Consider the following 13177-nt stretch of genomic DNA (forward strand, 5'->3'; position numbering starts at 1 on the left):
GTGTGCGGCGATTCCCGGCCCGTTGCCGGCGCGCCGCACGAACCGTGGCGGATGCGCCGGCGGGCGCGTCAATCGAGGCGGTCGGGTAGGCGGAAGCCTCGAAGGATCTCGTCGGCCGACATCGGCCGCTTGCCTTGGCGCTGCGCCTGCAGCAGGTCCACCGCCCCTTCGCCGCAGGCGATCCGCAGCCCGCCGAGAACCGTGCCGGGCGCCCCGGCCCCCTCGACCGCCCGTGCGCGCAACAGCTTGAGGCGTTCGCCGCCGGCTTCGCACCAGGCGCCGGGAAAGGGGGAGAGGCCGTTGATATGCCGAGCCACCTCGGCGGCCGTGCAGGTCCAGTCCACCCGCGCTTCGGCCTTGTCGATCTTCTCGGCATAGGTGACGCCCGTCTCCGGTTGCGGGTCGGGCGCCAGATCGGGCAGCCGGTTGAGCGCCTCGACGATCAGCCGCGCGCCCATGGACGAAAGCCGGTCGTGCAAATCGCCCGTGGTCTCCTCTGCGCCGATCGGGGTGACCTCGCGCAGAAGCACCGGGCCGGTGTCGAGCCCCGCCTCCATCCGCATGATGCAGATGCCGGTTTCGGCATCGCCTGCCATCACGGCCCGGTGAATCGGTGCCGCCCCCCGCCAGCGCGGCAACAGCGAGGCGTGGATGTTGAGGCAGCCGTGCCGCGGCGCGTTCAGCACCGGCTGCGGCAGGATCAGGCCATAGGCGACAACGACGGCGACATCGGCATCGAGGTCGGCGAAGGCGGCCTGTTCTTCGGGAGTGCGCAGCGATCCGGGGTGGCGTACTAGGAGCCGGAGTGCCTCGGCCCGGGCCTGAACCGGCGAGGGGCGGTCCTTCTTGCCGCGCCCGGCGGGGCGCGGCGGCTGACAGTAAACAGCGGCGATCTCGTGCCCGGCCGTCACCAGCGCCTCTAGCACCGGAACCGAGAATTCCGGCGTGCCCATGAACACCACCCGCATCAGCGCCCTCTCCTTTTCTCCGCCTTCTTCAGCAACCGTGCCCGCTTCAGGCGCGAGAGGTTGTCGAAATACATCCGTCCCGCAAGGTGGTCGATCTGATGCTGCACCGAGGTCGCCCAGAGCCCGTCGAACGCGCGCTCCTCGATCTCGCCCTCGGTATTGAAGAACCGCACCGTCACCCGCGCGGGCCGCGTGATTTCGGCCGAAACCCCGGGCAGGCAGGGGCTTGCCTCCTCGTGGGCATTTCGCGTCTCCGAGGCGACGACGATCTCGGGGTTCGCCATGCGGATGGCCTGGCCGCGCTCCTGCGAACAGTCCAAGACCGCCAGACGTTGCAGCACCCCGATCTGCGGTGCGGCAAGCCCCACGCCCTGACCGGGCATCGCCTCCATCGTGTCGATCATGTCGGCCCAGATCGCGCGGATCTCGTCGGTCACCGTTGCGACGGTTTCGGCCGGTGTCATCAGGCGCCGATCCGGCCATTGCAAGATGTCGCGGATCATGGGGCGTAGGCCTTTTCCAGCGCGGCGCGGTCCTCGGGCGCGAGGCGGTCGAGGGTCACGATCCCGTCGAGATGGTCGATCTCGTGCTGGGCGCAGATCGCGGCAAAGCCGGTCAGCGTTTCACGATGCGCCGTGCCAGCAAGGTCGCGCCAACTCAGCGTGATCTCGAGCGCTCGCTCCACCTGGGCGACGATGCCGGGAATCGAGAGGCAGCCTTCGGGGCCGCTTGCGGTCTCGACCGAGCGCGCCTCGATCACGGGGTCGACGAACACCCGCGGCGCGGGCGGCCCCGCGCGTCCGTGCGGGTCCATCACGAACAGCCGCCAGAGCACGCCGACCTGCGGCGCGGCGAGCCCCCGGCCCGGCGCGGCATACATCGTGTCCAGCATGTCGCCGGCGAGCCTTGCGACCGCGTCGGAGACCGCGCCCACCGGCGTGCAGGGGGCCGACAGCCGCGGGTCCGGCCAGCGCACTATGTCGCGCACCGGCATCAGTGCATCCCGTCGGGCAACGCCGTCGCCAGGTAGGCCGAGGGGTTCGGCGTCGGCGTCATCATCGTTTCGATCCAGGCGCGGCGCTCGGCCTCGATCACGGCGAGTTCCCAGACGCAGGCCAGGAGCGGCCGTCCCAGCATCGGGAGGAACACGCCGCCCTCGGGGTCGGCGCGGAACAGGCGCTGGCAGCAGATGTCGCCATGTGCCCACCAGTCGAGCAGCAGCCACAGCCCGTCGGTCCCCCGGTGCAGGACGACGAAGCGGAGGTCATGGCCCGCGCCCTCGGCCTGCATCTCGATGGGCAGCACCTCGCGCGCCACGGCCTCGGCCATCGCGGATATCTCGGGCTCCGGCGCGGCGGCGCCATGCACGTCGATCCAGTAGAGCTTGAACCGCGCCCCGTTCACCTGCCAGTCGGGCTGTCGAACGATCCGGCGGGGCGCGTAAGGGGCGGGCATCGTCCCAAGGCTCAGGCGCGGGCGCGTTCGCGCTTGAGTTTCTGCATACGCCGCGTGATCAACTGGCGCTTGAGCGGCTTGAGGTAATCGATGAAGAGCTTACCTTCGAGATGGTCGATCTCGTGCTGGACGCAGGTGGCCCACAGCCCTGCGAACCTGTCCTCCTTTGCCTCGCCCGAGGGGTCGGTCCAGCGTACCACGACTTCGGCCGGCCGCGTCACCTCGGCGAAGGTTTCGGGGATCGACAGGCAGCCCTCCTCGTGGATGTTCAGGTCGTCGGATTGCCACACTACCTCGGGGTTGAACATCGCGTGGGGTTGCGGGCGCGCGCCCTCGTCCTTGGCGCAATCCATCACGATCAGCCGGTGCGACAGACCCAGCTGCGGCGCGGCCAGCCCGATGCCCGGCGCGTCGTACATGGTCTCCAGCATGTCCTCCGCAAGCCGTTGAAGCTCGTCGGAGATGTCCGTCACCGGGTCCGCCACCTTCTTCAGGCGCAGATCGGGATGGATCAGGATCGGTCGAACACTCATGACAGCAGGATTTAGGCGAACCGGCCGCCTTGCGCAATGCGACGAAGGCTTGCGCCCGCCGTGTCGGCTTGTAGCTTGGCGCGACACTTCGGAGGACCCCATGAATTTCGACGAGATCATCGAGCGCCGCGGCACCCATTCGCAGAAATGGGACATGATGGAGCCGATCTACGGCGTGCCGGCCGAAGACGGGATCCCTATGTGGGTGGCCGACATGGACTTCCGTCCGCCCGCCTGCGTGAGCGCGGCGGTGCAGCGGATGATCGATCACGGGGTCTACGGCTATTTCGGCGACGAGAGCGCCTACAAGGCGGCGATCGGCTGGTGGATGTCTGAGCGCCATGGCTGGACGGTCGACCCGTCATGGATCTTCACAACGCACGGGCTGGTGAACGGGACGGGAATGTGTGTCGACGCCTTCACCGCGCCCGGCGACGGTGTGGTTCTGTTCACGCCGGTCTACCACGCCTTTGCACGGGTGATCCGGGCCGCCGGTCGCAAGGTGATGGAATGCCCGATGGTCAACCGCGAAGGCCGTTATGAAATGGATTTCGCGGCCTATGACGGGATGGTCGAGGGGGCGAAGATGGTGATCCTGTGTTCGCCGCACAATCCCGGCGGGCGGGTCTGGACGCGCGAGGAATTGCAGGGTGTCGCCGATTTCGCCAAGCGGCACGACCTGGTGCTGGTCTCGGACGAGATCCACCACGATCTGGTCTACCCGGGGGAGTGCCACACGGTGATGGACCTGGTGGATGCCAGCATACGTGACCGGCTGGTAATGATGAGCGCGACCACCAAGAGCTTCAACATCGCCGGCAGCCATATAGGCAACGTCATCATCCCCGACGAGCGCCTGCGCCGCACCTTTGGGGCGCGGATGATGGCGCTGGGCCTGTCGCCCAACTCCTTCGGGGTCGAGATGGCGACCGCCGCCTATTCGCCCGGGGGTGCGGAGTGGATCGACGCGCTGATGGCCTATCTGGACGGCAACCGCCGGCTGTTCGACGAGGGCGTGAACGCCATTCCGGGGCTCGCGTCGATGCCGCTGGAGGCGACGTACCTGGCCTGGGTGGATTTCGCGGGCACCGGCATGTCCGCGGAGGAATTCACTCGGCGCGTTGAGCGGGACGCGAAGATCGCGGTGAACCACGGGTCGACCTTCGGGGCGGGGGGCGAAGGTTTCCTGCGGTTCAACATCGCCACGCCGCGCGCCCGCGTCGCCGAGGCGGTGGAGCGGCTGCAAGAGGCCTTCGCCGACCTGCAGTAGTGCGTTGATGCAGGGGGCGTGCGCGCGCCCTGCGGATGTGCGCGGGCCGCGCCGGCCCTAACTGGTGCCCCGAAAAGGAGGGCATCATGGGCCAACTGATCGACGGCGAATGGAAACCGGGCTGGTACGACACCGGCAAACACGGCGGCAAGTTCGTCCGCTGGGACTCGACGTTTCGCAACTGGATCACGGCCGACGGCCGCGCCGGGCCACGCGGCGAGGGCGGGTTCGCGGCCGAAAGCGGACGTTATCACCTGTATGTCTCGTTGGCCTGCCCCTGGGCGCACCGCACGCTGATCTTCCGCCGGTTGAAGGGGCTGGAGGACCATATCGACGTCTCGGTCGTGCATCCCGATATGCTGGACGATGGCTGGACGTTCTCGACCGATTCCCCCGGCGCGACGGGCGACACGCTGTATGGCCTGCCGTTCCTGCGAGACGTCTACACCAAGGCCGCGCTGAATGTGTCGGGCAAGGTGACGGTGCCGGTTCTGTGGGACAAGCGGCGGCAGACCATCGTGTCGAACGAATCGGCCGAGATCATCCGCATGTTCAATTCGGCCTTCGACGGGCTGACCGGAAACCGGGACGATTACTGGCCCGAGCACCTGCGCGGCGAGATCGAGGAGGTGAACGCGCGGGTCTATGACACGGTGAACAACGGGGTCTACAAGTCCGGTTTCGCCAGTTCGCAAACGGCCTACGACGAGGCCGTGTGCGCGCTGTTCGACAGCCTCGACTGGCTGGAAGACCGGCTGGCCACGCGGCGCTACCTCGTGGGCGAGCGCCTCACCGAGGCCGATTGGCGGCTGTTCACGACGCTGGTGCGGTTCGACCCCGTCTATCACCTGCATTTCAAGTGTAACCGCAACCGGCTGATCGACTTTCCGAATCTCTGGGCCTATGCGCGCGAGCTGTACCAATGGCCGGGCGTGGCCGGGACGGTCGATTTCGACCATATCGTGCGCCACTACCATTACAGCCACGACATGATTAACCCCAACCGGATCATCCCGATCAACCCGGTGATCGACTGGCACGAACCGCATGGGCGCGAGAGGCTGGCCGCCGCGTGAGCGGTTGCCAGATCGCGGAGCCCTGCTAGGGTTGCGATACTTAAAGCCTTTTCGGAGCCCATTCATGCATTTCCCAGCCGCGATTGCCGTCTGCCTTGCCCTTGGGGCGCCTTCGGTCACCCTGGCCAATGCGACCTGCGGGGGCAGCTTTGCCGGTTTCGTCGCCGGGCTGAAGGGCGAAGCGGTGGCGCGCGGGCATGACCGGGGGGCTGTGGACCGCTTTTTCGCCGGCGTGCGCCAAGACCCCGAGGTGATCCGCCGGGACCGGGCGCAGGGCTTTTTCCTGCGCGACTTCATCGACTTTTCACGCCGCCTCATCAGCCAGTACCGGCTGGACAAGGGGCAGCAGAACGCGGCGCGCCATGCCGCGGTCTTCGACGAGATCGACCGGCGCTTCGGCGTTTCGCGGGGCGTGTTGCTGGCGTTCTGGGCGCTGGAGACCGATTACGGCGCGGTGCAGGGAGATTTCAACACGCTCAATGCGCTGGTGACGCTTTCGCACGATTGCCGGCGGCCCGAGTTGTTCCGGCCACAGGTCTTCGCCGCGCTCACGCTCTTCGAACGGGGCGATTTCGACCCCGCGCGCATGACCGGCGCCTGGGCGGGCGAGATTGGACAGGTGCAGATGCTGCCCGAGGACATCCTGGAGAACGGCGTGGACGGCGACGGCGACGGGCATGTGCGCCTGAAGACCTCGGCACCGGATGCGCTGATGTCAGGGGCGAACATGCTGCGCGATCTCGGCTGGCGGCCGAGTGAGCCCTGGATGCAGGAGGTCGTGATCCCCGATGGCCTGCCGTGGCCGGAGACCGGGCTCGACCACCGGAAGGCGGTCGCCGACTGGGCCGCGCTGGGCGTGCAGGCACGTGAGGGCAGCCTTGGCCCCGGCGGCATGCCCGCCTCGGTTCTGCTGCCGGTGGGACGGAACGGTCCTGCCTTCCTCGTCTATCCCAACTTCCGCGTCTTTTTCGAGTGGAACCGAAGCCTCGTCTACGTCACCACGGCGGCCTACCTCGCCACGCGGCTGGAAGGCGCGCCGCCCTACGATCCGCGCCGGCCTGACCCCGGCCTTTCAGGCGCGGAAATGAAGCGGCTTCAGCAAAGACTCGTGGCGCGGGGGCACGATGTGGGCGGCATCGACGGCATCCTCGGCGCCAAGACGCGGGCGGCCGTGCAGAAGGAACAGTTGCGCCTCGGTCTGCCGGCCGATTCCTGGCCGACGCCGGAGCTGCTGAACCGGCTGTGAGGCTCAGGCGACCATCTGTTCCGCCTTTTTCAGGTCGACCGACACCAGCTGGCTGACCCCCTGTTCGGCCATCGTCACTCCGAACAGGCGGTCCATCCGGCTCATGGTGATCGCGTGGTGGGTGATGATGAGGAAGCGCGTATCGGCGCGCCGCGTCATCTCGTCCAGCAGGTCGCAGAACCGCGTCACGTTGGCGTCGTCGAGCGGTGCGTCGACCTCGTCGAGCACGCAGATTGGCGCGGGATTCGCCAGGAACACCCCGAAGATCAGCGCCAGCGCCGTCAGCGTCTGTTCGCCCCCGGACAAGAGCGACAGCGTCGAGAGCTTCTTGCCCGGTGGCTGGCACATGATCTCCAGGCCCGCCTCCAGCGGATCGTCGGATTCGACCAGAACGAGCCGCGCCTCGCCGCCGCCGAAAAGGTGGGTGAACAGCATCCCGAAATTGGAGTTCACCTGTTCGAACGCGGTCAGCAGTCGTTCGCGTCCTTCCCGGTTGAGGCTGGCGATGCCGGAGCGCAGCGCCTTGATCGCTTCTTCGAGGTCGTGTTTCTCGGCGGTCAGGGTGTCGTGCTCCTCCTGCACCGCGCGGGCGTCTTCCTCGGCGCGCAGGTTCACCGCACCCAGCGCATCGCGCTGGCGCTTGAGCCTCGTGACATCGTGTTCGATCGTCTCGGAGGACGGCAGCTTGTCGGGGCCGGCATCGAGGCTTTCGAGAAGCGCTGCGGGCGTCGTCTCCATCTCTTCGGCGATCCGGGCGCTTGCCTGGGCGACGCTGTCGCGCGCGGCCTCGGCGCGGGCCTCGGCGGCGGCGCGGGCCTCGCGCGCCTCGCCGGCCGCGCGTTCGGAGTCGCGCGCCGCGCGGTCGGTTTCGCGCAGGGCGGTCTCTGCCTCGGCCAGTGCGTCGGCCGCCGTGCGGCGCCGCACCTCTGCGGTCTCGATCGAGGCGGCGAGTTCCTCGCGGCGGGCGGCGATCTCCTCGGGTGCCGCGGCGGCCCTGCCCAGTTCCTCTTCCGAGGCGGCCTTGCGATCGGCGAGCTCGGCGATCCGTGTCTCGGCGGTCTCCAGCCGCCGTCGCCAGCTCGCGACCTCCTTGGCGATGTCCTGCAGGCGGCGCGCCCGCGCCTCGCCGTCGCGGCGGAGCTCGTCATGGGCGGCGCGGCGCGCCATCATCGTCATCCGGGCCGCCTCGACGGTGGTCTTGATGTCCTCGACCTCGCCCCTCGCCTCATCTAGATCGCCCAGGTCCGCCAAGGCGGCCTCGGCCTCTTTCAGGCGGGCGCGGGCCGCGGTGGCCTCGTCCTCGTGGCGCGAAACGGCCATCCTTGCCGACTCGAGCTTGCTCGCCGCGATGTCACGCTCGCCTTCCGCGCGCGAGAGGGTGCGTCCCGCCTCGGCCAGATCGCGGTCGGCGGCACGTCGCGCCTCGCGGGCGGCGCGATCGGCCTCGGTCGTACAGGCCAGATCCTCGGCCAGTTCGGCATGAGCCTGTGCCGCGACGGCGGCCCGGGCATTGGCCCTATCGAGATCGCGCTTGAGGTCGTCCAGGCGGTTGCGCTGCTCCAGACGCAGCGCGGCGGCGGTGGGGGCATCCTCGGCGCCCGCGCGGAAGCCGTCCCAGCGCCAGAGGTCGCCTTTGGGGCTGACCAGCCTTTGTCCGGGGCGCAATTCGGCCTGCAGCCGCCGGCCGGTTTCGGCATCCGGCACAAGGCCGATCTGCCCGATGCGGCGGAGAAGGACCGCGGGCACGGAAACATGCTCGGCCAGCGGCGCGGACCCGTCGGGCAGGGGTTGCGACCGGTCGTACGGCGGCAGCGCGACCCAGCCCGAGGCCGCCCCGGTCTCCGCCTCGGGAGCGCGCAAGTCGTCGGCCAACGCGGCCCCGAGCGCCTTTTCGTACCCTGACTCGACACCGAGCTGGTCGAGGACTTGCCCGGCCTCGGCGGTGTCCCGCTCCACCAGCCGCGCGAGAGCCGCCACCTCGGCGCGGAGCGCCCCGGCCTCGCCCTCGGCCTCGGACTGCTCGGCGCGGGCCTCGGCCTCGCGGGCATGTGCGGTGCCGCGCGCCTCGTCGGCGGCGACCAGCGCAGCCTCGGCCGCTTCAGCGGCCTCGGTGGCCTGGGTCTGGCGGTCGGTGGCCGCGCGCACGGCCTCTGACGCGGCATCGAGCGCGGCCGTCGCCTCGCCGACTGCCGTGCGTGCGCGGGCCGCTTCGTCCTCGTTCCGGGAAAGCGTGCGCGCTGCATCCTCTCGCAGCCGCTGGGCCGATTGATGCCGGGCCGAGAGGCGTGCCACATCCTCGGTCTTCTCGCTCAGCACATCCTCGCGCTCGCGAAGGACGGCGGCTGCCTCCTGGGCCGCTGCGGCGGCCGACTCGAGCGTGGCCCCGTGGCCCTCATGGGCCTGGTCGAGCGCGGCCTGCTCTTCTTCCAGCCGGGCGATGGTTTCGCCGGCGTCGCGGTTGAGCCCGCTCTCCCGCTCCATGTCGCGGCCAAGCTGGGCAATGCGTCCGGTCAGCGTCTCGATGGCGTCGCGCGCGCGGACCTCCTCCTCGGTGAGTGCGTCGCGCTGGACGGTGAGACGTTGCAGGATCGCCGCGGCGATCGCCTCTTCCTCGCGCAGCGGGGGCAGGGCCTCTTCCGCCGTCTCGCGCGCCCTGGCCGCCTCGCGGGCCGTCGCCTCCGCGGCTGCGGCCGCCCGGGTGCGCTCCGTCAACTCGGCTTCGGTCGTGGCGCGCGCGGCATCGGCCTCCTGCCAGCGGCGATAGAGCAGAAGCCCCTCGGCGTGGCGCAGGTCCTCAGAGAGTGCGCGGTAGCGCGCCGCCTGCCGCGCCTGCCGCGCAAGCTGTGACAGCTGCTGCGACAACTGGTCGAGCACGTCGTCCACGCGCGAAAGATTCTGCTCTGCCGCGTTCAGCTTCAACTCGGCTTCGTGGCGCCGTTGGTAAAGGCCCGAGATCCCGGCCGCCTCTTCGAGGATGCGGCGGCGGTTGCGGGGCTTGGCGTTGATCAGTTCGGAAATCTGCCCCTGGCGGACCAGCGCGGGCGAATGGGCGCCGGTCGAGGCGTCGGCGAACAGCATCTGCACGTCCCGGGCGCGCACGTCCTTGCCGCCGACACGGTAGGCGCTGCCGGCATCTCGGGTGATCCGACGCACAACCTCCAGGATGTCGGCATCGTTGAACTCGGGCGGGGCCAGACGGTCGGAATTGTCGATCTGAAGGCTGACCTCGGCGAAATTGCGCGCGGGCCGCGTGGCGGCGCCGGCGAATATCACGTCCTCCATGCCCCCGCCGCGCATCGCGGTCGGGCGGTTCTCGCCCATCACCCAGCGCAGCGCCTCCAGCAGGTTCGACTTGCCGCAGCCATTGGGGCCGACGACTCCCGTCAGCCCCTCCGCGATCACCAGATCGGTGGGGTCTACGAAGCTCTTGAAGCCATTGAGCCGGAGCCGGTTGAAGCGCAAGGGCCCATCCTTTCGCGATTCCCGTCACGTTCCCCGATCCTTTGTGTCCGCAGCCCGCAAGTCAAGGGCTGACCCCACCATCTGGGCGCATTGCAGGTGTTTTCCACAATATATTGACGGGCGTTGGGTGCGGGCTGGGGGTGTGCCGAAACCTGGGCGGTGTTGCGACGGGAGGGTTGACCCCTTGGGGCGGCTGGGCGATATGCGCGACGAGCGAGGATCAGAGCATGGCCTTCACCATCACCACCGAGAGCCCGCTGACGCCTGAGGGCCGTGCGCTTGTCGAGGCAAGCCAGGCGGCGCTTCTGGAAGTCTATCCGCCGGAAGAGTGCTTCAGCTTCTCGGCCGAGGAACTTGCAGCCAGGAACACGCAATTCCTGGTGGCGCGCGACGGCGGCCAGCCGGTGGGGTGTGTCGCCTTGGTGGACGAGGGCCTTTATGGCGAGGTCAAGCGACTCTATGTCGATTCGGTGCGGCGCGGCCAGGGTGTCGGTGGCGTGCTGATGGACGACCTGGAGCGTGCGGCGCGGGATATCGGGCTCGGCTGGCTCCTGCTGGAGACCGGCGCCGCGCTGGAGGCCGCAGTCGCCCTTTATCGACGCCTGGGGTTCGTCGAGCGTGGGCCGTTCGGCAGCTATCCCGACATTGCCTCGAACCTGTTCATGGAAAAGCGGATCGGGTTCAGCCTGCGAGGTCCTCAGGGGGCCGAGCAGGAGAGCCTCGCATAGACCACAGCCGGATCGCCGGACAGCGTTCCCGGCCGAACCTGGCAGCCCGTCGCCGGTTCGATCGCCACGAAGGCGCGCGCCATGACGCCCGCGCGCCGTTCCATGTTCACCCGAATGGCCTGGGCCTCGTTGCCATTGCGCCGCACCGCGAAGGTGGAGCCGTCGACGCTCACCCGCGTCGCGGGAAGGCCCGCATAGTCGGGGTCGGGCGAATCGCAACTCGCCAGGGCCGCAAGAGCCAAGATCATCGCCAGCCGTGTCATGGCTCCAGAGCGCCCCAATCCGGTTAACAGCGCCTTAACGCCCGCGAGCGCCGCGGCCGAACGAAGGAATTGCAGTATCTTCAATATTGGTTTATTACATATTCCAAATCGTGAATATAAATCGGAGTTCTCGTATGGAACCAAAGGTCTCTCGTCCGGCAGACCGCTATTCGCCATTCTATTTCCTCGCCTCGCTGGGGGCGGGCGGTTTGGCGGTGACGTTCTTCATGTACCTGTTCTTCTGGGTGGATCACCCGGCTCAGCCCGTCCCCGTCTTCGAGGATGTGGCCCGGGCATTCGCCACCGGGTCGGTGCTGACGCAGGCAATGATTGTCGTCGCCTATCTGGGGATTGCAGTCATGGCGTTCCACAACATCCGGTTGCTTCTCTGGAACATCGCCCAGTATCGCCGCCTCACGGACACGGCGACGTGGAAAGACCTGACCACGACCAATGCCGAGACGCAGCTCTTGGCGATGCCGCTCGCACTCGCGATGAGCGTGAACGTGGGCTTCGTGCTGGGGATGGCCTTCGTGCCCGGGCTCTGGAGCGTCGTGGAATACCTGTTCCCGATGGCGCTGGTCGCGTTTGGCCTGATCGGCGTGCTGGCCTTCCGCCAACTCGGGCGGTTTCTCGGTCGGGTGCTCAGCGAAGGTGGCGTGTTCGACGTGACGGCGCACAACTCGTTCGCCCAACTCCTGCCCGCCTTCGCGCTGTCGATGGTCGCAGTGGGCTTTGCGGCGCCGGCAGCGATGAGCACGGTGCCGCTGACCGCGGGCATCAGCCTGATCGGCTCCACCTTCTTTGGCATGACGGCGATCCTTTATGCGGTGGTTGCTGCGATCACCGGATTCAATTCGATGCTCCACTACGGCACGGCGAAGGAATCGGGGCCGACGCTGATGGTGGTGATTCCGATCATGACGGTGCTGGGCATCACGTTCCTGCGCCAGCAGCACGGTATGCACGCCACCTTTGGCGCTGAGGGTGCGGCGGTCGAGACGCTCGTGTTCCTGTCGCGGCTGATGGCGGTGCAGGTGGTGTTCCTGTTGCTCGGCTTTCTCGTGTTGAACCGGCAGGGATATTGGCGGAGCTACATCTTCGGGGCGCGTGACTCCGCCGGGGCCTATGCGCTCGTCTGCCCCGGCGTCGCACTCTCGGTCATGCTGCAATTCTGGCTCAACAGGGGCGTCGTTCCGTCCGGACTCGTCGAGAAGTTCTCGGCCGGCTACTGGGCGGTTTCGGCGCTGGCGGTGGCGATCCAGATCGTTATGGTCTGGTTCACCTTCCACCTGAACCGGCGCCATTTCGGGCGAGCGCGCGGCGCCCAGCCGATGCCGGCCGAATAGCTCGGCGGCGGGCGGCCGATGCGCCGCCCGCTTGTCCCTGCCGCCTTGCGTCGGGGCCGTGCCTGTCCCATCACCGGGGCAACAGAGGAGCGAGCCCACGTGAAGACCATCGGCATCCTCGGCGGCATGTCCGCCGCCTCGACCGCGCTCTATTGCGAGGCGCTGAACCGCGGGGCGCGTGAGCGGTTGGGCGGCTTGCATTCGGCCGAGCTGCTGATCCGGTCGCTGGATTTCGCGGTGGTGGAGCGGATGCAGGAGGAGGGCGACTGGGCGGCGGCCGGGCACCTGTTGAGCCGTGAGGCGCGCGCGCTTGAGGCCGGCGGCGCGGAACTGCTGATCCTCGCCACGAACACCATGCACAAGCTGGCCGATCAGATGATGGCGGGCGTGGCGATCCCCTTTCTGCACATCGCCGACGCCACGGCCGCGGCGATCCGCACGGCCGGTCTGTCGAAACCGGGGCTGATGGCGACCGCCTACACGATGGAGCAGACCTTCTACACCGACCGCCTGCGGGCCGCCGGCCTCACGCCGATGCTGCCCGGCCCGGAAGATCGCGCCGAGACCCACCGCATCATCTATGACGAGTTGTGCCGCGACGTGATCCGCGACGAAAGCCGCGCGGCCTACGAGGGAATCGCGATGCGGCTGGCCAAACGGGGTGCCGATTGCCTGATCCTAGGCTGCACCGAGGTGGGCCTTCTGCTCAACGCCGGCAATGTCCCTGTGCCGGTCTTCGACACGGTCGGGATTCATTGCGATGCGGTGCTCGACATGGCGCTGGCGGGCAAGGCGGCCAGGATCGCCTGACCGCGCGCGGGTACGAA

At 68.4% G+C, this 13177-nt stretch carries 13 protein-coding genes; 6 read left to right on the top strand and 7 right to left on the bottom strand.

The features are described from left to right. Positions 1-68: 68 nt before the first annotated feature. The 5 genes from fmt to def (BUR28_RS14875) are packed head-to-tail and all read right to left on the bottom strand — an operon-like array spanning position 69 to position 2956. Complete coding sequence (gene fmt / locus BUR28_RS14855; protein WP_074220832.1) at positions 69-968, bottom strand: methionyl-tRNA formyltransferase; 900 nt, start codon at positions 966-968, stop codon at positions 69-71. Continuing rightward, positions 968-1471 (bottom strand): peptide deformylase, encoded by a 504-nt coding sequence (def, locus tag BUR28_RS14860; protein ID WP_074220833.1) that lies wholly within the window; start codon positions 1469-1471, stop codon positions 968-970. Before def (BUR28_RS14860) ends, fmt begins: the two co-directional genes overlap by 1 nt. Then, positions 1468-1962: a peptide deformylase gene (gene def / locus BUR28_RS14865; RefSeq protein ID WP_074220834.1), complete on the bottom strand. Its 495-nt coding sequence runs from the start codon at positions 1960-1962 to the stop codon at positions 1468-1470. Before def (BUR28_RS14865) ends, def (BUR28_RS14860) begins: the two co-directional genes overlap by 4 nt. Continuing rightward, positions 1962-2423: a hypothetical protein gene (locus BUR28_RS14870; protein ID WP_139307587.1), complete on the bottom strand. Its 462-nt coding sequence runs from the start codon at positions 2421-2423 to the stop codon at positions 1962-1964. The genes def (BUR28_RS14865) and BUR28_RS14870 overlap by 1 nt, the downstream gene beginning before the upstream one ends. 11 nt (positions 2424-2434) lie before the next feature. Beyond that, positions 2435-2956: a peptide deformylase gene (def, locus tag BUR28_RS14875; RefSeq protein WP_074220835.1), complete on the bottom strand. Its 522-nt coding sequence runs from the start codon at positions 2954-2956 to the stop codon at positions 2435-2437. Between the two features lie 100 nt (positions 2957-3056). Here def (BUR28_RS14875) and BUR28_RS14880 point away from each other — a divergent pair, with 100 nt between their 5' ends. From BUR28_RS14880 to BUR28_RS14890, 3 genes are all read left to right on the top strand, one after another. Next, positions 3057-4226, top strand: coding sequence for a MalY/PatB family protein (locus BUR28_RS14880; protein ID WP_074220836.1), 1170 nt, complete (start codon positions 3057-3059; stop codon positions 4224-4226). A gap of 86 nt (positions 4227-4312) precedes the next feature. Then, positions 4313-5302 (top strand): glutathione S-transferase family protein, encoded by a 990-nt coding sequence (locus BUR28_RS14885; RefSeq protein ID WP_074220837.1) that lies wholly within the window; start codon positions 4313-4315, stop codon positions 5300-5302. A gap of 64 nt (positions 5303-5366) precedes the next feature. Continuing rightward, the gene (locus BUR28_RS14890; protein ID WP_074220838.1) at positions 5367-6548 is read left to right on the top strand and encodes a lytic murein transglycosylase; all 1182 of its coding nucleotides are present in this window, start codon (positions 5367-5369) and stop codon (positions 6546-6548) included. Between the two features lie 3 nt (positions 6549-6551). Here BUR28_RS14890 and smc read toward each other — a convergent pair whose 3' ends face one another. Continuing rightward, positions 6552-10010 carry a chromosome segregation protein SMC gene (gene smc, locus BUR28_RS14895; protein WP_074220839.1) on the bottom strand — a complete coding sequence of 1153 codons (3459 nt, stop codon included), beginning with the start codon at positions 10008-10010 and terminating at the stop codon, positions 6552-6554. A gap of 227 nt (positions 10011-10237) precedes the next feature. On the opposite strand from smc, the gene BUR28_RS14900 reads away from it, so the two are divergent. Next, the gene (locus BUR28_RS14900) at positions 10238-10738 is read left to right on the top strand and encodes a GNAT family N-acetyltransferase (protein ID WP_074220840.1); all 501 of its coding nucleotides are present in this window, start codon (positions 10238-10240) and stop codon (positions 10736-10738) included. Here the strand turns inward: BUR28_RS14900 and BUR28_RS14905 are convergent. Next, positions 10708-11085: a hypothetical protein gene (locus tag BUR28_RS14905; RefSeq protein ID WP_175566957.1), complete on the bottom strand. Its 378-nt coding sequence runs from the start codon at positions 11083-11085 to the stop codon at positions 10708-10710. The genes BUR28_RS14900 and BUR28_RS14905 overlap by 31 nt on opposite strands. Before the next feature lie 50 nt (positions 11086-11135). On the opposite strand from BUR28_RS14905, the gene BUR28_RS14910 reads away from it, so the two are divergent. Further along, entirely contained in the window at positions 11136-12350 is a 1215-nt protein-coding gene (locus tag BUR28_RS14910; protein ID WP_074220842.1) for a TsoY family (seleno)protein, read from the top strand. Between the two features lie 99 nt (positions 12351-12449). Beyond that, positions 12450-13160: an aspartate/glutamate racemase family protein gene (locus tag BUR28_RS14915; RefSeq protein WP_074220843.1), complete on the top strand. Its 711-nt coding sequence runs from the start codon at positions 12450-12452 to the stop codon at positions 13158-13160. The last annotated feature ends 17 nt before the right edge of the window (positions 13161-13177 follow it).

Origin of the sequence: Rhodovulum sp. ES.010 (assembly GCF_900142935.1) — a bacterium.
Taxonomy (GTDB): Bacteria; Pseudomonadota; Alphaproteobacteria; order Rhodobacterales; family Rhodobacteraceae; genus Rhodovulum.

What these genes read in the sequence shown, in the direction of transcription:
- fmt (WP_074220832.1), bottom strand. Translation starts at nt 968, where the DNA reads ATGCGGGTGGTGTTCATGGGCACGCCGGAATTCTCGGTTCCGGTGCTA.
- BUR28_RS14910 (WP_074220842.1), top strand. Translation starts at nt 11,136, where the DNA reads ATGGAACCAAAGGTCTCTCGTCCGGCAGACCGCTATTCGCCATTCTAT.
- def (WP_074220834.1), bottom strand. Translation starts at nt 1,962, where the DNA reads ATGCCGGTGCGCGACATAGTGCGCTGGCCGGACCCGCGGCTGTCGGCC.
- BUR28_RS14900 (WP_074220840.1), top strand. Translation starts at nt 10,238, where the DNA reads ATGGCCTTCACCATCACCACCGAGAGCCCGCTGACGCCTGAGGGCCGT.
- def (WP_074220833.1), bottom strand. Translation starts at nt 1,471, where the DNA reads ATGATCCGCGACATCTTGCAATGGCCGGATCGGCGCCTGATGACACCG.
- BUR28_RS14880 (WP_074220836.1), top strand. Translation starts at nt 3,057, where the DNA reads ATGAATTTCGACGAGATCATCGAGCGCCGCGGCACCCATTCGCAGAAA.
- BUR28_RS14870 (WP_139307587.1), bottom strand. Translation starts at nt 2,423, where the DNA reads ATGCCCGCCCCTTACGCGCCCCGCCGGATCGTTCGACAGCCCGACTGG.
- def (WP_074220835.1), bottom strand. Translation starts at nt 2,956, where the DNA reads ATGAGTGTTCGACCGATCCTGATCCATCCCGATCTGCGCCTGAAGAAG.
- BUR28_RS14885 (WP_074220837.1), top strand. Translation starts at nt 4,313, where the DNA reads ATGGGCCAACTGATCGACGGCGAATGGAAACCGGGCTGGTACGACACC.
- BUR28_RS14890 (WP_074220838.1), top strand. Translation starts at nt 5,367, where the DNA reads ATGCATTTCCCAGCCGCGATTGCCGTCTGCCTTGCCCTTGGGGCGCCT.